The 17,506-nt window shown below is 62.4% G+C and carries 19 protein-coding genes and 1 riboswitch; of the genes, 7 read left to right on the forward strand and 12 right to left on the reverse strand.

What is annotated here, in order from left to right:
- Nucleotides 1–399 precede the first annotated feature (399 nt).
- Together ACX80O_RS04485 and ACX80O_RS04490 are read left to right on the forward strand one after the other, a co-directional pair.
- Nucleotides 400–1,155: a ZIP family metal transporter gene (locus ACX80O_RS04485; protein WP_459332669.1), complete on the forward strand. Its 756-nt coding sequence runs from the start codon at nt 400–402 to the stop codon at nt 1,153–1,155.
- 52 nt (nt 1,156–1,207) lie between these two features.
- Nucleotides 1,208–2,281, forward strand: a complete 1,074-nt coding sequence (locus ACX80O_RS04490) for a DNA polymerase IV (RefSeq protein ID WP_459332670.1) — start codon at nt 1,208–1,210, stop codon at nt 2,279–2,281.
- Between the two features lie 68 nt (nt 2,282–2,349).
- Here the strand turns inward: ACX80O_RS04490 and ACX80O_RS04495 are convergent, their stop codons facing one another.
- The 4 genes from ACX80O_RS04495 to ACX80O_RS04510 form a co-directional block, all read right to left on the reverse strand.
- Nucleotides 2,350–2,580: a hypothetical protein gene (locus tag ACX80O_RS04495; RefSeq protein WP_459332671.1), complete on the reverse strand. Its 231-nt coding sequence runs from the start codon at nt 2,578–2,580 to the stop codon at nt 2,350–2,352.
- Nucleotides 2,581–2,582: 2 nt separating this feature from the next.
- On the reverse strand, nt 2,583–3,044 hold the full coding sequence (locus tag ACX80O_RS04500) for a class I SAM-dependent methyltransferase (protein ID WP_459332672.1): 462 nt from the start codon (nt 3,042–3,044) through the stop codon (nt 2,583–2,585).
- Nucleotides 3,038–3,901, reverse strand: a complete 864-nt coding sequence (locus ACX80O_RS04505; protein WP_459332673.1) for a 3' terminal RNA ribose 2'-O-methyltransferase Hen1 — start codon at nt 3,899–3,901, stop codon at nt 3,038–3,040. The genes ACX80O_RS04500 and ACX80O_RS04505 overlap by 7 nt, the downstream gene beginning before the upstream one ends.
- 81 nt (nt 3,902–3,982) lie before the next feature.
- A complete protein-coding gene (locus ACX80O_RS04510; protein WP_459332674.1) occupies nt 3,983–4,720 on the reverse strand; it encodes a flavodoxin family protein in 738 nt (245 codons plus the stop codon).
- 387 nt (nt 4,721–5,107) lie between these two features.
- On the opposite strand from ACX80O_RS04510, the gene ACX80O_RS04515 reads away from it, so the two are divergent.
- From ACX80O_RS04515 to ACX80O_RS04535, 5 genes are all read left to right on the forward strand, one after another.
- Complete coding sequence (locus ACX80O_RS04515; RefSeq protein ID WP_459307409.1) at nt 5,108–5,596, forward strand: Lrp/AsnC family transcriptional regulator; 489 nt, start codon at nt 5,108–5,110, stop codon at nt 5,594–5,596.
- A 63-nt stretch (nt 5,597–5,659) separates the two neighbouring features.
- Complete coding sequence (locus ACX80O_RS04520) at nt 5,660–6,061, forward strand: VOC family protein (protein ID WP_459332675.1); 402 nt, start codon at nt 5,660–5,662, stop codon at nt 6,059–6,061.
- Between the two features lie 116 nt (nt 6,062–6,177).
- Nucleotides 6,178–6,669 carry an alcohol dehydrogenase catalytic domain-containing protein gene (locus tag ACX80O_RS04525; protein ID WP_459332676.1) on the forward strand — a complete coding sequence of 164 codons (492 nt, stop codon included), beginning with the start codon at nt 6,178–6,180 and terminating at the stop codon, nt 6,667–6,669.
- Nucleotides 6,670–6,735: 66 nt separating this feature from the next.
- Nucleotides 6,736–7,215, forward strand: coding sequence for a zinc-binding dehydrogenase (locus ACX80O_RS04530; RefSeq protein ID WP_459332701.1), 480 nt, complete (start codon nt 6,736–6,738; stop codon nt 7,213–7,215).
- Between the two features lie 3 nt (nt 7,216–7,218).
- Nucleotides 7,219–8,544, forward strand: a complete 1,326-nt coding sequence (locus tag ACX80O_RS04535; protein WP_459332677.1) for an MFS transporter — start codon at nt 7,219–7,221, stop codon at nt 8,542–8,544.
- Nucleotides 8,545–8,595: 51 nt separating this feature from the next.
- Here the strand turns inward: ACX80O_RS04535 and ACX80O_RS04540 are convergent, their stop codons facing one another.
- The 8 genes from ACX80O_RS04540 to ACX80O_RS04575 all read right to left on the reverse strand — a co-directional run bounded on the left by ACX80O_RS04540 (nt 8,596) and on the right by ACX80O_RS04575 (nt 17,236).
- The gene (locus ACX80O_RS04540; RefSeq protein WP_459332678.1) at nt 8,596–9,621 is read right to left on the reverse strand and encodes an isopenicillin N synthase family dioxygenase; all 1,026 of its coding nucleotides are present in this window, start codon (nt 9,619–9,621) and stop codon (nt 8,596–8,598) included.
- 270 nt (nt 9,622–9,891) lie between these two features.
- The gene (locus ACX80O_RS04545) at nt 9,892–10,668 is read right to left on the reverse strand and encodes a tetratricopeptide repeat protein (protein ID WP_459332679.1); all 777 of its coding nucleotides are present in this window, start codon (nt 10,666–10,668) and stop codon (nt 9,892–9,894) included.
- 403 nt (nt 10,669–11,071) lie between these two features.
- Nucleotides 11,072–11,947: a LysM peptidoglycan-binding domain-containing protein gene (locus tag ACX80O_RS04550; protein WP_459307416.1), complete on the reverse strand. Its 876-nt coding sequence runs from the start codon at nt 11,945–11,947 to the stop codon at nt 11,072–11,074.
- 3 nt (nt 11,948–11,950) lie between these two features.
- Nucleotides 11,951–12,163: riboswitch (cyclic di-AMP (ydaO/yuaA leader) on the reverse strand.
- 142 nt (nt 12,164–12,305) lie between these two features.
- Entirely contained in the window at nt 12,306–13,226 is a 921-nt protein-coding gene (locus ACX80O_RS04555; RefSeq protein WP_459332680.1) for a F510_1955 family glycosylhydrolase, read from the reverse strand.
- Nucleotides 13,227–13,315: 89 nt separating this feature from the next.
- Nucleotides 13,316–13,954 carry a DUF305 domain-containing protein gene (locus ACX80O_RS04560; protein WP_459332681.1) on the reverse strand — a complete coding sequence of 213 codons (639 nt, stop codon included), beginning with the start codon at nt 13,952–13,954 and terminating at the stop codon, nt 13,316–13,318.
- 123 nt (nt 13,955–14,077) lie between these two features.
- Nucleotides 14,078–14,587 carry a hypothetical protein gene (locus tag ACX80O_RS04565; RefSeq protein ID WP_459332682.1) on the reverse strand — a complete coding sequence of 170 codons (510 nt, stop codon included), beginning with the start codon at nt 14,585–14,587 and terminating at the stop codon, nt 14,078–14,080.
- Between the two features lie 90 nt (nt 14,588–14,677).
- Nucleotides 14,678–16,834, reverse strand: coding sequence for a copper-translocating P-type ATPase (locus ACX80O_RS04570; protein ID WP_459332683.1), 2,157 nt, complete (start codon nt 16,832–16,834; stop codon nt 14,678–14,680).
- A 51-nt stretch (nt 16,835–16,885) separates the two neighbouring features.
- Complete coding sequence (locus ACX80O_RS04575; RefSeq protein WP_459332684.1) at nt 16,886–17,236, reverse strand: heavy-metal-associated domain-containing protein; 351 nt, start codon at nt 17,234–17,236, stop codon at nt 16,886–16,888.
- Between the last annotated feature and the right edge of the window lie 270 nt (nt 17,237–17,506).

Here is a 17,506-nt window from a genome sequence, read left to right on the forward strand (position 1 = left end):
CGTGTCCTTGAATACACGGACTCTCCCGGGAGCACTACCACCGAGCACAGGCACCCCGATAGTGTGGTGATCACGGCGAGTGACTTCCGGCGCCGTATCTCCGCCAGAGGGAGGTCAATCGACATTGACCTCCCGCCGGAGCCGTCCGTTGGTTGCCTGCACAAGACCATACCGGATCGAATATTGGGCACACACCGACACCCATTCATTTTTGTCGAGTTGAAAGAGCCTGCGCCGCCTAGCGGTCGGCGGATCCGCTCGGACCCACCACCGCCTAAGAAAGATTCTCCCCGGGCACATCCCCCGTCACGGATGAGGCGTCCCGCTGCCTACGCCTGTAGGCAATGCGCATAATGTGGACGCTATGCACGTCGCTGTCGTCTGGAGAAGGAATAAATAATGCCACTGTGGTTCATGGCCCTGATCTGGGGCACCGCGGGAGGCGCAGCTTTGGTGTTGGGTTGCGCCGTTGCCTGGAAATGGACCATCCCGGCGAAAGTCACCTCGTCGATCATGGCCTTCGGTGCCGGGGTGCTGATCTCGGCCCTGGCGTTTGACCTCATGGACGAAGCCGTCAGGCTCGGCGGGTTGCTTCCCACCCTCACGGGATTCCTGGCTGGCGCCCTGGCATATGTGGGGGCGAACGCCCTCCTCGCGCGGGCGGGCGCCAAACATCGCAAACGCTCTGGCGGTCATCAGCCTTCCGAGAGTGACCAGACCGGGAGCGGGACTGCCATCGCCATCGGAGCGCTCCTCGATGGGGTTCCCGAATCGGTGGTCCTCGGGGTTGGAGTTGCCACCCTGGGCGCCGTCAATCCCGCCATGCTCGCCGCAGTGTTCATTTCAAACTTCCCCGAAGGGCTTTCCAGCGCTGCCGGCATGAAAAAGGCTGGCCGAAGCGCAACATACGTCTTCGGTGTCTGGGGAGGGATTGCAGCACTTTCCGGTATCTCGGCCCTGGTTGGCTTTGCAGCACTGCAGAATGCTCCAGATGAACTGGTGGCGGGAATCACCGCCGTAGCCGCCGGAGCCATTCTTGCGATGATCGCGGACACCATGATTCCCGAAGCCTTCGAGGAACATCACATCCTTACTGGCCTCATCACCGCCGTCGGGTTTCTCACGGCATTCACGATCAGCAACCTCGGAGGGTAGGCCCAGCCGGGAAACTGATGCTTTCGAGCGAGGTTCAGGACACACTGGTGAGATGAGCCGAATCCCCTGGGTCCTGCACGTCGATCTCGACCAGTTCATCGCGGCGGTCGAAGTGCTCCGTCGGCCAGAGCTGGCAGGCAAGCCAATCATCGTGGGCGGGCGTGGCGACCCCACGGAACGAGCTGTGGTGTCGACCGCTTCCTACGAAGCCCGGGCTTTCGGCGTCGGATCCGGAATGCCGTTGCGCGTTGCGGCCCGGAAAGTACTTGATGCGGTGATCCTGCCCGTTGATCATGAAGCATATCTTGTGGCGTCTGGAACCGTGATGGCAACCCTGCGCGCCCAGCCCGGCGCCACCGTGCAGGTGCTCGGGTGGGATGAAGCCTTTGTCGGCGTCAAGATCGATAACCCTGAGACCTACGCCCGACAGATCCAATCCGCGGTTCTCGAGCAAACACTGCTGCATTGCAGCGTCGGTATCGGTGACACACTCGTCCGAGCCAAGGTTGCCACCGGTTTCGGAAAGCCGGCCGGCGTCTTCCGTCTCACGGCCGGGAACTGGCTCGATGTCATGGGCGGGCGGCCCACCAAAGACTTATGGGGCGTGGGATCCAAAGTAGCGGGCCGGCTGGCCAAGCTCGGCATCACCACCGTCGCCGAGCTCGCCGTATGTGACCCGACAACCCTGGTCCCGGAGTTCGGCCCCAAGATGGGTCCCTGGTACGCGGAGCTCGGACGCGGCGACGGGGACGACGTCGTTGACGACACCCCCTGGGTCGCCCGGGGTCATAGCCGGGAGACAACTTTCCAGCAGGACCTGACACAACAGACCCAGGTGGACGACGCCATCAGGGAGCTGACAGCGCGTGTCCTTACGGATGTCGAATCCGAGGGACGGCCGGTCGTCGGACTGACCCTCAAGGTCCGGTACGCGCCCTTTTTCACGAAAACCCACGCGAAGAAGATTCCCAAAACATCCGACCGCACTGCAATTCTTGCCCGTGCCCTGGACCTCGCGGGCGCGATCGAGGCAGGCCGTCCCATCCGACTCCTCGGCCTGCGAGCCGACATGGCAATGCCCGACGACGCCCGACAGGGACATACGCCGACGCGCGGCGGGTGGTGACAGAGGCAGCTGATACGTCAGCTGAACCTACTCGGCGATGAGCGACATCGATGGAATGGGGAGGTCTGTCATCGGTCTGTCGCCTTTCGAAAGAGCGCGAGCTGGGTGGCCGAGCCAAGAGTGGGGTGGACATCGCCAACTGTGCGGTACTCGACCGTGTAACTATTCCTGGCTGCAACCCCCTCAGCCCACGTTGTGAGCTCGGCCCGCGTCCACTCGAATCGGTGGTCGGCGTGCCGGAACATGCCGGCGGGGAGTTCATCGAACAGCGTGTTGTACTCGCTGTTCGGCGTAGTCACAATCACTGAGTGGGGGCGGCCGCGCCGAACACTGAGGACTCCAGCGCGGGCAGGCGTTCTGGGTCGAGGTGCTCGATGACCTCCATCAGGACCAGGGCGTCCAGGCCAGCGATGCGATCATCTTGGTAGGTCACCGAGGACTGGATCAAGCGCACCCTGGCTCGTTGGCGATCGCTCGCCTCCCGGAGGTTGAGTGTCCGTTTGGCCCGGGCGAGTGCGGTCACAGAAACATCAGCGCCAACGAGCGCCGTAAAACCGGGGTCCGCAACCAACCGTTTGAGCAGTGCTCCCTCCCCGCACCCGACGTCCCCCACCAGCCGGGCGCCGACGTCGTGAAGCGCATCAATCACTGCGTCAGCACGTCTGAACGACAGCGGAGCCGAACGCGCCTGGTGTGTAGCAGCCGTCACATCAGTGACCGGGATGTCATCGAAAGCGCTGAGCCTGGACTGCGCGGTCAGCAAGGGGGGGGGGGGGGGGGGGGGGGGGGGGGGGGGGGGGGGGGGGGGGGGGGGGGGGGGGGGGGGGGGGGGGGGGGGGGGGGGGGGGGGGGGGGGGGGGGGGGGGGGGGAAAACCCCCCCCCCCCCCCCCCCCCCCCCCCGCCTCGTCAACCATCGAGCGTTGATGCGCCAGATAACGGTTCGTGATGAGCTCCCGTAGCGGGTGGTTGGGCAGCCACCCGTCGCCGGCCCGGAGCAGCTTCCCTATCTCGTCCTCAGACACCCAATAGTGCTTGGCATCATCGAAAACGGGGAGTAGCACATAAAGATGGCGGAGAGCTTCGCTCAGTCGAACATCGCCGCGCAGGACGAGGTCGACGTAGGGTGAGGCACCCCACTGGGGGAACGCGGGATCGAGCGGTACCACCGTTTCCTCCACCTGCCAGCCGAGGGGCCCGAACAGCTGCGCGACGAGGCCTTCAGTGTCGCGACCACGCGCGGGCAGCGCGGCGACCGTAATTTCCAAGGGCATTCTCGATAGGGCAAGCTCCGGGAACGACTCGCTCATGCCGTTCATCGCGGTGCGGAACACCTGTCCGAGGGCGACGGCAACCATCGACGACGAAGCGTAGGGTCGATCGTTCACGTACCGCTCGAGCGTGGCAGAGTCGCGTCCGCGGAAACGCTTGTTGCGAACCAGTCCGATTGGATCGACCTCGAGGAGCATCGCTACTGTGCAACGCTCGTCAGACGCCTCCGGGTAGAACACGTGCGCCCTGCCAACGCTGAGCGCAAACTCCTGCGCGCGGTCAGGGTGCTTGTGAAGCAGATGGCTCAGATTGATTGCGCTGGGAGCGGTCGAAGTGACGGTGACAAGCACACGGCTCCTTCAATCTGGACGGACAGTAGCCGAAGTCTATGTGATGCCCGCCAATGACGAATCCTGGGCGCATCCCGGGCCCTACCGATATTCCGGATTGACTTCCAATCCAAACCTGTCACCCTTCTTCCACGCGTCGGGAAGGTTACCCTGCGCCGGAATACCTCCTGCTGCCTTCAACATGCGCGCCATATGAAGCAGATTCCAGGTCATGAAAGCGGTGTTGCGGTTGGTGAAGTCATTTTCGGGACCACCCGATCCGTCGTCGAGATAGCTTGGACCCGGCCCAACTTCTCCGATCCAGCCGGCGTCTGCGGCCGGTGGAATGGTCACACCAATGTGCTGAAGACTGTAGAGAATGTTCATTGAACAGTGCTTGACTCCGTCCTCATTTCCAGTCACCAGGGCGCCCCCGACCTTTCCGTAGTAGACGTACTGACCGCGCGAGTTGGTCACGCCCGACATCGCGTAGAGGCGTTCGATGATTTGTTTCATCACTGAACTGTTGTCTCCGAGCCAGATGGGTCCCGCGAGGACCAGGATGTCGGCCTGCATAATTTGGTCGAAAATGGTGGGCCACGCGTCCTCCTCCCAGCCGTGCTCCCGCATGTCTGGGTACACACCCGTCGCTACAGGGTGATCAACCGGTCGCACAATGTCGACGTGGACGCCGTTCTTTCGCATCAGATCCGCGCTGACGCGGATCAGGCCAGAAGTGTGGCTCAGCTCGGGGCTGCGCTTCAAGGTGCAATTGAGAAATATTGCCCTCAGTCCGGCGAACTTATCGTCACCGCTGATGGACTCCACGCTGTTTGGCATTTCGAAGGGCTCCTGTCGGGCTGACGAAAGTTTTCCTCAGCCTAGTGGACGAGGAGGACCGCGTCGAAAAGTCTGCAGCCGGACGCAGCACCGGTGGATGAGGCGCTCCAGCATGGGAGTGAATCGATGGAGTCCGCAGCAGGGGTGGCGCGGCAGACTGGATGCGCTCTTTGTGGGAGGGCGTTTCCTGCAACCTTGAGGGGTGTACTCGCTGGTTGCTCCCGAAGCCTGGGAAGGTGATATCTTCCCGACTGTTCTGTGTTCTATTGAGCAACATGGCCACCCCTTTGTGCAATGCTCAATGCGTTAGATAGTCAATCTGACTAGGCTAGGATCCCCGAGACCCACAACCGTGGTCATCCTGACCGCACTCAAGGAGGAGAACCCATGGTCAGCAACAAAGACCCGCGCCCCATCCGGGACGCGATCGATCGAGCTGTTTTGGAGGCGCTCGACATTGATTCCAGAATGACCGTGCTTGCTATCGCGCACCGCACAGGGCTGGCTCGCGGCACAGTCCAGGCGCGCCTGGAGCGGTACGAGCGTGAGGGTGCCTTGAGAAATCACAGCGTCCGTATCGCCCCCGAGGCCCTTGGTCTGTTTATCTCGGCACATGTGGCAGCGGAACTCGACCAGCACAGGATCGATATAGCCGTGGAGGGCCTCCGTGCTATCCCGGAAATTGTCGAGTGTCTCGCCCCCGCAGGAGAGACGGACCTCCTTTGTCGCGTCGTCGCTCGGGATCCAGACGACCTGTACCGGGTATCGGAGGAGATCCGCCTCTGCCCGGGCATCCTGCGAACCAGAACCAGCATGTTCCTTCGTCAGCCCATCCCCTACCGGATGGGTCCACTGCTCGCTACCCTGAACAGCTAGACCTCAGATTGGGCGGCACGGCGCGGCTGCCCCTCTCCACCATTGTTGTCCTAGGATGTCTTCATGGCCGGCCCCCAGATCTACCTCAGTTTCCCCGGTACCGCCCGTGAGGCCCTTACCTTTTACGAGGGCATTTTCGGAGGCGAGCTGTCCTTGCATACCCTTGAGGATTTCGGTCGGCACGACGGCCCGCCCGGTGCGATAGCTCATGGAACACTGAACGGTGGCGTCGTCCTCGCTGGATCAGACGCGGGAAAGGGCGAAAAGAGTGTCCGGTTCGAAGGGCTCATGCTCTCCTTGCTGGGTACGGCTCAGCCGGCAGTTCTGCACGAGTGGTTCGACAAACTCGCCGACGGCGGCCGGGTGATTGATCCGCTGACCCCGAAACCGTGGGGCGCCTCCGATGGTCAGGTCATCGACCAGTATGGCCTCCACTGGCTCATCGGCTACGAACCTGAGCCGTGATCAACCTGCGACTATTCGATCAATTGGCGAATTCAACCTGAACATCATCCAGGGACACCCTGGTAGGGCTACCTGGGTGACTCGTTGGCGACTGCGCTCTATGTGACGCAAGATGGGTGCATGGTGATGTCCTCTTCCCCCTCCCCACCGCGCCCTGCCGTGCCGCGCCGCGCCGTGCCATGATGGCGGTTGTCACCACCGGTGTTGGTGGCTACGATCGGCTGGTCGTCGCGCAGGTTCCAGTTCCTGTGCCAGGCGAAGGTGAAGTCCTGGTTCAGGTCTTGGCGGCTGGCATGAACAACACCGAAATTAATACCAGGCTCGGCTGGTACTCGTCCTCAATCGTGACAGGTACCAACGACGCGGCCGAAAACGTGTCGGGGCAGACATCGACGCGGCCGGACGGGGGCTGGAATGCCGTCACCCCGTTCCCCCTGATCCAGGGCGCCGACTGCTGCGGCCGAATCGTAGCGGTCGGCCGAGGTGGCGACGAGTCTGTCCTCGGGGCTCGGGGCTCGGGGCTCGGTCCTCGGGGCTCGGGTCCTGGTTCGCGCCTGCATGCGCGCGCAGGGTCGCTCCTCGAAGAAGACAATCTGGTTGGGATCTGACCGAGACGGAGCGTTCGCACAATTCGTCACTGTCCCGGCGCACGAGGGCGCCTCGGGCGGTGTCGGATCGGCCGTGAACTTGCCAAGAGACGCGGAGCCTACGTGATCGGCATCGCGAGCGACACGAAACAGACCCGGGTCCGGGTCCTTGGCGCCGACAAAGTCGTCGGGCGGGACCATCCGCTCGGCGTGTTGGGCGCGGAAAGTGTCGACGTCGTGATCGACAACGTTGCGGGCCCCGGCTTTCCAGCGATGCTCAGCCTCCTTCGGAGGGGAGGGACGTACGTGTCGTCGGGCGCCATCGGCGGGCCCGTCGTCGAGCTGGATATGCGCACCATCTATCCTAAGGACCTCACCCTCATCGGGTGCACGGCCTGGGACGACGCGGTGTTCCCTGATGTGATCTCCTACATTGAGCGCGGCGAGATTCGGCCTCTCCTCGCGAAGGTCTTCCCGCTCGACCAGCTCGCGGACGCCCAACGGGAGTTCCTCGAAAAGGCGCACGTGGGCAACTTCGTGCTGATTCCGCCCGCTCCCCTGTCCTGATCCATGAAACTCCGCCACAACCCAGCTTTTGTCCGATTCTGGGCCGCATCGACGGTGTCAGATTTCGGGGCGTACATCACCACGGTGGCTCTATCCGTCCTCGTCCTCGTGTCCCTGAATGGCTCAGCCTTTGACCACGGATTGGTCAATGCTGCCCGCTGGGCACCCTACCTACTTTTTGGATTGCTCGCCGGAATCTGGGTGGATCGGTTCCGGCGTCGCGCAGTCCTCATCACCGGTGACTTCGGGCGCGGCCTGGTCCTGGCGACCTTCTGTGTCCTCGGAGTCCTGGGTTTCCTGAATGTCCCCGTGGTGATGATCCTGATGTTCGCTTTTGGAACATTGGCGCTAATAAGCGACGCCGCCCATCAATCCTTCCTGCCACAACTCGTTCCGCGACCGCAGCTCACATGGGCCAATGCCCGTCTCCAGCAAAGCGACACCATAGCTCAGACCACGGGTAGTGCGGTAGCCGGTGGTCTCGTCGCCGTGATGACGGCACCCCTCGCTTTGCTGGTGGGCGCGGTAACCCACTTTCTTTCCGGCGTCGTCCTGCTTTCCCTCAAACATGCGGCTACCACCATGCCACCCGTGCGCACGGACGGTTCCCTGCGGCGCAAGATGGGCGAGGGTTTGCGGTGGATCTACCGCCACCCACGACTGAGACCGTTGGCGTGGTCCAGCCACGCATGGTTTATCGGTTCCGCCATGATGGGCGCGGTTCTTCCGGCACTGGTCCTGAACGATCTGAGGCTCGGTGCGCTTGGACTAGGTCTGGTGCTTAGCGGCGCCGGAATCGGCTCCGTGGTGGGGACTCTTATCTCGATCCGCACCGGAGAGCGGTGGGGTACCGGCAAAACGATAATTGCCGCGCGGCTGGTTCAGCCGGTAGCGCTCGCTTTGATTGCCCTTGCCCCCGTGGTCGCTGCCGTGATGGCTAACGGCGCGTTGGATGATCGAGTGTACGGCTCGCCTACCGAGTGGCCTGCGGCCCTCTGGGCGGCATTTGCCATCGCCGCTGGAGGACAATTCCTTTTCTGGCTGTCCATGGGCGTCGAGGGCCCTTTGGAAATGGGGTACTGGCAGGCAGTGACGCCGGACGGGCTCATGGCACGAATGAGCGCTACCCGACGCTCGATCAACCGAGGGATGATCGTCCTTGGTGCTCCCCTCGGTGGTGCAATTGCCACTTACACAAACACCTCCAGCGCCCTTTGGGTCGCCGCCGGAATCATGGTGCTTTCGGCCCTTGTGCTGCTCTTCTCAAGGTTCAGAGACGCCAACGTGGAAGACGATCAGCTAACCGAGGAAGAGGCACTCATCCGTTGAACGCCGTCGCTCGCTCCGGACCGTTGCACTGGGGAACGCGAACGGACAGGCCTACTGCTGCTCGTTGCGCGAAATGAGGTCTGCATGGTGAAGTGCGGCAACGTTGGGGTGGGCCCGCAACCGGTAGCGGAGGGCGTTGTCCCCGTAGGTCTCAAGGATTGGGCTATTGGTCGGGTCGACCGATAGTCCCTGGGCTTCAGCGTGAAACTCCGCGCTCATTTGCAGCGCGGGCATGGTGGCGTCAAGCGCTGGATTATAGAAGAAGGGCAGAGAGATCCTGTCGGTGCGGGCGCCCGGTGAAATAACACGGTGCAGTGTTGCCTTGAGGTAGCCGTTGGTGGCCAGCTCGAGCATCTCCCCGATGTTCACAACGAATGTTCCCGGAACGTCAGGGACGTCGATCCACTTCCCCTGGTAGTCCACCTGAAGGCCACCCTTCCCCGGTTCCACCAGCAGCAGCGTCAGCACGCCGCCGTCGCGATGGGACCCCACGCCTTGTTTGGGCTCGCTGCCGGATTCCCCCGGGTAGCGCACAATTTTGAGCATCGGGAACGCCCTGGAACCAAAGGCTTCATCGAAGCTATCCTCGGGGGCGCCAAGGGACACGGCAAGGGCCCGCAAAAGGTCGAGAGAGATGGTACTCAGGTGCTGTGTCCATTCAGCGACAACCTCTCGCATCCCGGGCAGTTCCGCAGGCCACAAATTGGGCCCTTCCAACCGCCAGTAGTCAGCAACACCTGCACCCGGCTTCACGGCATCGCGCTCGACGCCGATATCGATTTGCTCACGCCAGTCGACCGCCCGATCGGTCAGTTCACCGCCCATTCGGGTGTAGCCCCGGAACTGGGGACTGTGGACGTTTTCGAGCTGCAGTTTTTCTTCCTCCGGGAGTTCGAAGAAGCGGCGGGAAGTGGTAAGCATGGCGTCAACCAGGTCCTGCGGGATTCCGTGGCCAGCCAAGTAGAGGAATCCGACGTCATGCATTGCGTTGCGCAGGTCGTCCCGGAATTGCGACGCGTCCTCCTGGCCTGCGCTCAGCCGCGAGTAGTCCAGGACGGGCAATGATTCGAGTGACAAGTTCTTATAGTCCTTTGGTGCGAATTTTGGAAACCGAAGTCCGTATCCGCTTCAACGTTACGCCGCGAACCGATGGGCCGAACGTTCGCGTTGCGAAATATGTCATTGCTGGTGGGGTCACTGCGGATCGCGGCGGTCTGATTCGGGTTCATAGTCGGCCTCGAGCAATGTCGCTGACAGGTTCCACCCGTTGGGTATCCGTCCGCCGATCTCCCCAGGTTGAGGGTCAGGCCAAAGCTTGTACCCATGAACCCCCTACATGGGCGGAGCCTACTTTCTGGGGTGCTTTCGTCGTAATCGTTCCAGCGCTCGACGGGCCAGTCGGTCACCGTTGTGCGCAGCGGTCTTCAGGAGCGCTCTCCCTTCCTGCCGGTATCCGGAATGCCATAGCGCCAGTCCGAGGTTGTGGGCTGCATTCGGTTCCCCTGCACCGACGGCCTGGCGGAGCACCGCAATTTCCTCGGAGGTGCGGCCCATCTCACCGTATAGATTCGCCAGGGGAATGAGGACGTCGACGCTGCCCCTAGCTGCATGGTGTTGCAGGAGGGCGACTGCTGCGTGCCCGCTGAGTTCGCCGTCGAGCACTAGTTCAACCGCGGCTTCGGCATTGTTGTCTTTGGCTTCGATTAGAACCTTCAGGGCACTTCGCTGGTTCCCTTGGGCCCGATAGGCGCGGGCCAGGCGTACCGGAACCGTCGGATGGTCGCCGGCTCGCTGGAACCAAAGAATTGCATTCTCGGCGTCGTCTAGTTCCAGGTAGATCTGGCCCAGCGTCGGCGCAACGTGGGGATCGTTTGCTTCGTAGGCTTTTTTGAGCGGCGCGATGGCCGGCCCGAGTTTGCCTTCGTCCCAAAGGAACGTGCCGTAATTTAGCAGGGCGTCAGTCACGCCGGCGTCGATGGCGAGCAGGTACAGCACCTCGACCGCTTCTGCCTTCGAGATCTTTTGCAGGTCGTTTGCTGCGTTGAATAGCCCATCAGGGTCAGTGAACCGGGCATGTTTAATCGACGCCCGGAAACTGCACTGGCGGTCGTCTTCCTGTCGCATTCCTTCCACCGGTTCACTCTCGCATATCTACGGAGCCTTCGATCGAAAAATGTCGTGACAACTCGGGCCTGGCGACGCAGACCGGAATGATCCGAGTTTGACTTAGGTGGGAAAAAGCCATGCACAGCCGAGATGTTGGTGTGGCAGCTAGACCGCTATTCGTGCCAGCCCAGAGCAATAGGCGATGATGAGGCTTGGAACGTGACTGTCCTGTCCGACTCACCGGTAACTATCAGCCAGCCATGGGCAAGCGAGGACGACCCGGTCCCGGTTCTGGGCAAGCACGGTCCTGCATGCGGGCTCCTGGTTGCTGGAGGAACGCAAAAGTGGCAGGCGTCCTCCGTTCAGGACACCCGCCACTTCCCATCAAGTTTTACGGCAATGTTCCGTAGAGGCTTCGGAGCTAGCCGTTGACTCGCACAAAGTATGAGCCGGCGAGGTCGGACAGCGGGTGCTCGATGGTGAGGTTCGAGCCGTTCATGCCGCTGCTGATGACGTTGCCGTTCCCGACGTAGATACCGATGTGACCGGGACGGACAACGAGGTCACCGGGCGCTGGAGTTGAGACCCGGGTTCCGTACTGATCGAACTGCAGGGGTCCGAGGTCGCCGACGTTCAAGCCGATGGAGCGCAGTGCACGCTCGACGAGAATCGTGCAGTCCTGGATGGAACCGAGCTGCCCGTAAGCCGAAGCGACCAGCGCTCCGCCGACGCCGCTGGCGGAAACCGAAGAGCTTTCAGGTGCGATTGGGGTAATGGAACCGGAAGCCAGGCTCATCATTGCTGGTGCGGCCGGTGCCGGAGCCAATGGCGCTGGAGCAACCGGTGCTGGCGTGAATGCCTGGGCGGCGGCCGCAGCAGGAACGGCGTCTGGAACGACGGCGGCAGCGCTTCCGCCGCCAGTGAGCTGGATCTGCTGCCCTGGGAAGATGACCGAGGCGTACGACAGCCCGTTCTGCGCCAGGAGGTTCTCAAGGTTGATCCCGTGCCGTGCTGCGATCGCCCCTAGTGTGTCGCCGGCGACGACCGTATAAGCATCCGCGCCAGCTGCTGGTGCCGAAACGGTTGCTGCCTGCGCGGTAGTTGCGGCGTCCTGAGTATAGGTTCCGGCGTGGGCGGTGGCTCCGACGGAGAAGACGAGGCTGCCGGTCGCGGCTGCGATGATGGCTGGCTTGCCCAGTGCGACGGCGTTGGTCTTCGCGGCCTGAGTCAGGCCCTCGAGGGCAATGGAGTGGGTGGTGATGGCGCGGTGGCGTGCCGGAATGGATGTACGTGACATGGTGTTTTGCCTCTCCCATGCCTGCGGGGTGAGCTGTCGGGTTCGGATGGGAGTCACCCGGCCGTCCGCCACCCGTGTGCTGTCCCGCATTCGCGTACGATGCAGGTTCTGCACTGGACAGTCGGATCGGCTTAACCCCGAGGGTCACCGCGTGCGGTGGCCCGGTGGAAACGTGGTTCCCCCGTCCCTGCCATCTGGATTGTGCGAACGGCTCCCGGAGCAGCGGCAGGGCTCGGCATTCTGCGCGGGAATGTGATCTCGGCGGGGTGCCGGGATCACTCGTAAGAGAATACCCCACGCTAGTATTTAAGTCACATTAGGGTAACGGCCTGTGGGCATTGGCGAACCCTAGACCAGATTATTGCTGGTGGTTTGATCTGATGTCCCCGAAGGTCTGACCGTTGTCATTGGAGACCTGGACACCGTCTTCGGTCGCGACCCAGATTCGCAACGTGGAGTCGTCAAGTACGTGGGTTGCGATCGCGGACGCCTCGCCGCGAACTGCCCCCTGTGGGACCCAGGTCAGACCAGCGTCACTACTGGTGTGGATCTGGCCTTCGACTGTGACTCCGGCAGCCTTTCCTCCGGAGAGTGCGGTGAGCATCAGCAAGGGTGCGCTCGGAACGGCGGCCCAGGTTTCGCCGTCGTCGGTCGAGCGTTGCAGGCCTTCCTCGGTGGTTGCCAACACAACGCTGTCCCGGGACGTCGCGGCGAGGTTGAAGGCGGGTATCTGTTCATCCGCGGCTTCCCAGGAGGTACCGTCGGCGCTGATCCGGAGCTGCCCATCGAATCCGACTATTCCACCGTCGGTGGCGGCGAGGGCGTGGAAGTCAGACTCGCCCTGCCTGGATAGCGGCTGCCAGGTCTGGCCCTGGTCTGTGGATCGGATCAGGCCCACCGGGTTCGGTAGGTCGGTTCCCGGGCCGGGATGACCCGATGCGTACAATTCGCCGTTCCCTGCTGGGGTGAAACCCATCAGGTCGATGGTCGGCCCGATCTGGATTGCTGGCGACTCTGAGACGTCAAACAGTCCGTCGTGGGTGGCCAACAGAACCCGGTTCGTGTCCGGGTCCACGCTCATCCCATGGATGTGACCGGCGGGATAACCCTGCGCGTCGGCGTCGGCGGAGTCAGCGTCGACGGACTCAGAGGACTTACTACTGTTCGAGCTCGGTGAGACTTGCGTAGAGCATGCAGTGAGCACCAGAAGGCCAACGGTGAGAACGGCCGTTTTGGCACCTCGTTGCAGGCGTGGGACGGGGGGTTGGGGGCGAGGCACAGTGGCAATCCTTTGTTGTGACAGAAAAAGTGGGGAGAGGGTGGGAAGGGCCAGATGCCTGGCCCTTCCCTTCGCGAACTAATCTTCGGTTAGAGTTCCGCGAGCAGTTCTTCCATTTCCTGAATTTCGGCTTGCTGGGTTTCCACGATCGTCTCAGCGAGGGCGATCGCTTCAGGGTTCTCGCCGTTGTCGATTTCTTCCTGCGCCATGTCCACCGCCCCGTTGTGGTGTGCGGTCATGGATTCCAGGAACATCCGGGCCGCTTCGCCGCCTTCGGCCGCTTCTAGGTCAGCCATCTGATCCTCGTCCATCATTCCGTCCATGCCACCCGTAGACCCCATGTCGTGGCCCTCCATGCCTCCTTCGGGCATGACCGGGCGATCCCAGGCTTCGAGCCAGCTCGACATGGTTTCGATCTCGGGGTCTTGCGCAGCCTTGATCCTGGTGGCGAGGTCGATGACACTGGGGCTGATGTTGTCCTTGGTCAGCATCATGTCGCTCATTTCCACCGCCTGCTTGTGGTGGGGAATCATCAGCTGGGCGAACATCGCATCCACGTCGTTGTGCTCGGCCGATACCTCAGCGCCTGATTCGGTTGAGGGTGCTGATTGCTGAGTGGAGGTCGTTGGCTCGGCCGCCGGGCTGGCCGGGTCGTTGTTGCTTCCGCAGCCCGCCAGGGTGATGACGGCCGCGACGCTCAATGCTGAGAGGGAGAGGTAACGCTTCATGGTGATCTGATCCTTCTGAATTCATCTGATGAATAGTCTGTAGTAGTACCCTTGGTGGGCAGGATGCTGCCTTGGTGAGAGAGCCATTGCGCTCGGCATACCCAAAAAGCAGGCGCCGGTGTCTTACGTCCGGCTGATACAGAGTTGAATCAGTGAAGGAGCAGGGATTGATAGGGTCCGCAACCGGATGAGCGGCGGCCCACGGAGCAGCACCGACCCGGGCACGAGCCGGCCGGAACGTAACAGGAACGCCAGCACTGCGACGACGATGACCGCCAGGAGGCACATCCCCAGCACACCGCCGTCGTTCCCGCACGACCCCCCGCAGCCCTCGCCCATTTCGCCGGTGCCGGCAGGTCCATCCGGGTAAGCGGCGTGAGCGTTGTTCGCCGGGACCCGGTTCTCACCGCTGACCGACGTCGGGAATCCGGGATTCGATGTCGTGGAACTGGCCGGGAGCGCAGCACCATGTGCTGAGGCGCCCTGCGCCGGAGCGCCGTGCGTTGACGCGCCGTGACCGCCCATCCACACGTGCATTGCGAGGATTCCGACGATGATGGCGACAAAACCCAGAAAGGTTACGGCTGTTCTCGACAGTGCGAACACTGTCCTCAGCCCAAATGTGCCTGTCACCGCCGTTTCCTTTCAATTCCGTTGATTGTTTCCAGCCTAGTGAATGACTTGCCTCTTCCTCCAATCAGGACGAAGCTGCCACGGGTCATCTCACACAGCCGGGTCGGTGGTGAAGCGTTCGGGGCTCAGGTCGATCCTGCGCAGCAGTTGCGCGTTCAAGGCGACGACGATGGTCGAGACACTCATCAATACTGCTCCCGCCGCGGGCGAGAGCACGAAACCGGCGAAGGCCAACACGCCGGCGGCCAGCGGGACGGCAAGCAGGTTGTATCCCGTGGCCCACACCAGGTTCTGGATCATCTTGCGGTAACTGGCCCTGGACAAGTCGATCATCGCCAACACCGATCGTGGATCATTGCCCGCCAGCACGACGCCGGCCGATTCCATTGCGACGTCGGTACCGGCCCCAATCGCGATCCCCACTTCGGCTCGCGCCAACGCGGGGGCGTCATTCACGCCGTCGCCGACCATCGCTACCTTCAAGCCACGGGACTGTAGTTCGGCGACCTTGGAATCCTTGTCCTGGGGCAGTACATCGGCGAAGACTTCGTCAATGCCGAGTTCCATCCCGACGGCGTCCGCGACCTGGCGTGCGTCACCGGTGATCATGGCGACCTTGACACCCCGGGCCTGCAGCGCTTTGACAGCGGCACGGGACTCATCCCTCACTCTGTCCTCAAGCCGAACGGCACCGATGACGGCGTCGTCGCGGACCACATGCAGCACAGATGCGCCGCGGCCGACCCATTCCTGGACGGCAGCAATCATGTCTGACGGCGTTTCCAGCTGCAGTTCCTTGAGCATATTCGGCCCACCAACGGTGATCTCGGACCCGTTGACCGACGCCCGGACACCGCGCCCTGTCATTGAGGAAAAGCCGCTGCCACGATAACCGAACGCCGTCGATTTGTGATTGTGTCCGGCCGCCTGGACGATCGCCCGTGCCACCGGATGCTCGCTGTCGGACTCGGCCGCAGCGGCCAAAGCCAACATTTCACCGTCAGTCATTCCTCCAGAGGTGACGGTGGCGGTGACGGCGTGTCGACCTTCGGTGAGAGTTCCGGTCTTGTCGAACAACACCATGTCGATGGTACGCATGCGCTCGAGCGCCATCCTGTCTTTGATCAGCACACCAGCCTTTGCCGCGCGCTCCGTCGAAATGGCGATCACGAGTGGGATGGCGAGCCCAAGGGCGTGCGGGCAGGCGATGACAAGGACGGTGACGGTGCGAATGACCGCATCATCGGGGCTGCCCAGCAGGATCCATGCGATGAAGGTGATGATGCCGGAGATGAGGGCGAAGTAAAATAGCAGTGCTGCCGCCCGGTCGGCGAGGGCCTGGGCTTTCGACGACGAGGCCTGCGCCTCGGCGACCAGGCGCTGAATTCCGGCAAGAGTGGTGTCGGCCCCGACGGCGGTCACCCGCACCCGCACCGCGTTATCGGTTGCTACCGTTCCCGCTACCACGGCGTCTCCGACGGTGCGTTGGACGGTGCGGGATTCGCCGGTGATCATCGCCTCATCGAACTCTGCTACCCCGTCGACGATCTCTCCATCTGCTGGCACCCGGGCGCCCGACCGGACCAGGACGACGTCGTCAATGGCCAGGGAGCTCACGGCGACGGTTTCGGTTCCCGCATCGGTGACTTTGTCTGCCTCATCCGGCAGGAGCGCGGCCAACGCGTCGAGGGCACCGGCTGCGGAGCCGAGGGCGCGCATTTCCATCCAATGCCCCAGCAGCATGATGACAACCAGCAGCGCCAGTTCCCACCAGAAGTCCAGGTTGAAATTCCCGATCCCCAGGGTGGTCACCCAGGACGCGATAAACGCGACGCTAATGGCCATCGCGATCAGCAACATCATTCCGGGCTGCCGGGACTTCAGTTCAGCCACCCCACCTTTGAGGAATGGTGCACCCCCGTAGACGAAGATAATGGTGCCCAGGATCGGTGGAATCCACATCGCACCAGGGAAATCCGGTGGCGTGTAGCCGACGATCATGGCGAACATGTGACTGAACAGCACCACTGGGGCGGCCAGGAGCAGGCTCAACCAAAATCTATTCTTGAACATTGCGGTGGAGTGCCCCGCATGCTCGCCGTGAGAATTCACCTCGTGGTCCGCATCCCCCGGTTGGGTTTGGTGACCATGGTCTTCGCGGCGATCGGCATCCAGCACAGGGGCGGGCTCTCGCGTCGGCGTCTCGTGGCCGTGCGCACCGTCATTTGTGTGGGTCTGGTCTTTCATGGTGTTTTCTCCTTCAGTCAAACGGGATCGTGTCCCGGGCCTGAGAAAAAATCAGGCGTTAGAGAGGCGATACCCGGCCTGTTCGACCGCGGCGCGTACGAATGCGGCGGGAACCGGCTCGTTACTGAGGACGGTGACCGTGGAGGTTCCGCCTGAAACGAGGTCGATCTCGACGTCGGTGACCCCTTCAATTACCTCGACAGCGGAGGTAACCCGGGACGCGCACGAACCGCAGGTCAAGCCAGCGACGTCGTAGCTAGCGCTGATGCTGTCCGCTGCGGGAACCGATGTGGGTTCGCTGTCCTGCGGGGCGCAGCAGGCGCATCCGGATGATGTATCAGTCAGGGTCAGATCGGAAATAGTGCCGCACATGATGGTCTCCAAAACGAGAGGGATGGTCATTCGAAAATCAGCGGGTGCAGCCATCCGCGTGTCACTCACGTTGCCTGCAGCCGCATCAAGGGACCTTCAAGGAGTAAGCGGCCCATTCATGGGCTCGGACTTCCCGCTCCGGTACTCATAAGGTATACCCCCTAGGGGTATACGTCAAGGAGGCGGTCTTGGAGGAAGCCGTCTTCGAGGAGGCGGCTGAAGCTTTCATCCTCGGTGGTCACCGGGTGGGGGCGGGAGAAACCAGAGGGCCGACCCTTAGCCAGTAGCGGGCGGTTTAGA

Source organism: Arthrobacter glycogeni, from assembly GCF_054511155.1.

Bases quoted from the DNA above. Each gene is read 5' to 3' on its own strand.
- ACX80O_RS04485 (WP_459332669.1), top strand. From the start codon at position 400: ATGCCACTGTGGTTCATGGCCCTGATCTGGGGCACCGCGGGAGGCGCA.
- ACX80O_RS04490 (WP_459332670.1), top strand. From the start codon at position 1,208: ATGAGCCGAATCCCCTGGGTCCTGCACGTCGATCTCGACCAGTTCATC.
- ACX80O_RS04510 (WP_459332674.1), bottom strand. From the start codon at position 4,720: ATGCCAAACAGCGTGGAGTCCATCAGCGGTGACGATAAGTTCGCCGGA.
- ACX80O_RS04515 (WP_459307409.1), top strand. From the start codon at position 5,108: ATGGTCAGCAACAAAGACCCGCGCCCCATCCGGGACGCGATCGATCGA.
- ACX80O_RS04520 (WP_459332675.1), top strand. From the start codon at position 5,660: ATGGCCGGCCCCCAGATCTACCTCAGTTTCCCCGGTACCGCCCGTGAG.
- ACX80O_RS04535 (WP_459332677.1), top strand. From the start codon at position 7,219: ATGAAACTCCGCCACAACCCAGCTTTTGTCCGATTCTGGGCCGCATCG.
- ACX80O_RS04545 (WP_459332679.1), bottom strand. From the start codon at position 10,668: ATGCGACAGGAAGACGACCGCCAGTGCAGTTTCCGGGCGTCGATTAAA.
- ACX80O_RS04550 (WP_459307416.1), bottom strand. From the start codon at position 11,947: ATGTCACGTACATCCATTCCGGCACGCCACCGCGCCATCACCACCCAC.
- ACX80O_RS04560 (WP_459332681.1), bottom strand. From the start codon at position 13,954: ATGAAGCGTTACCTCTCCCTCTCAGCATTGAGCGTCGCGGCCGTCATC.
- ACX80O_RS04570 (WP_459332683.1), bottom strand. From the start codon at position 16,834: ATGAAAGACCAGACCCACACAAATGACGGTGCGCACGGCCACGAGACG.
- ACX80O_RS04575 (WP_459332684.1), bottom strand. From the start codon at position 17,236: ATGACCATCCCTCTCGTTTTGGAGACCATCATGTGCGGCACTATTTCC.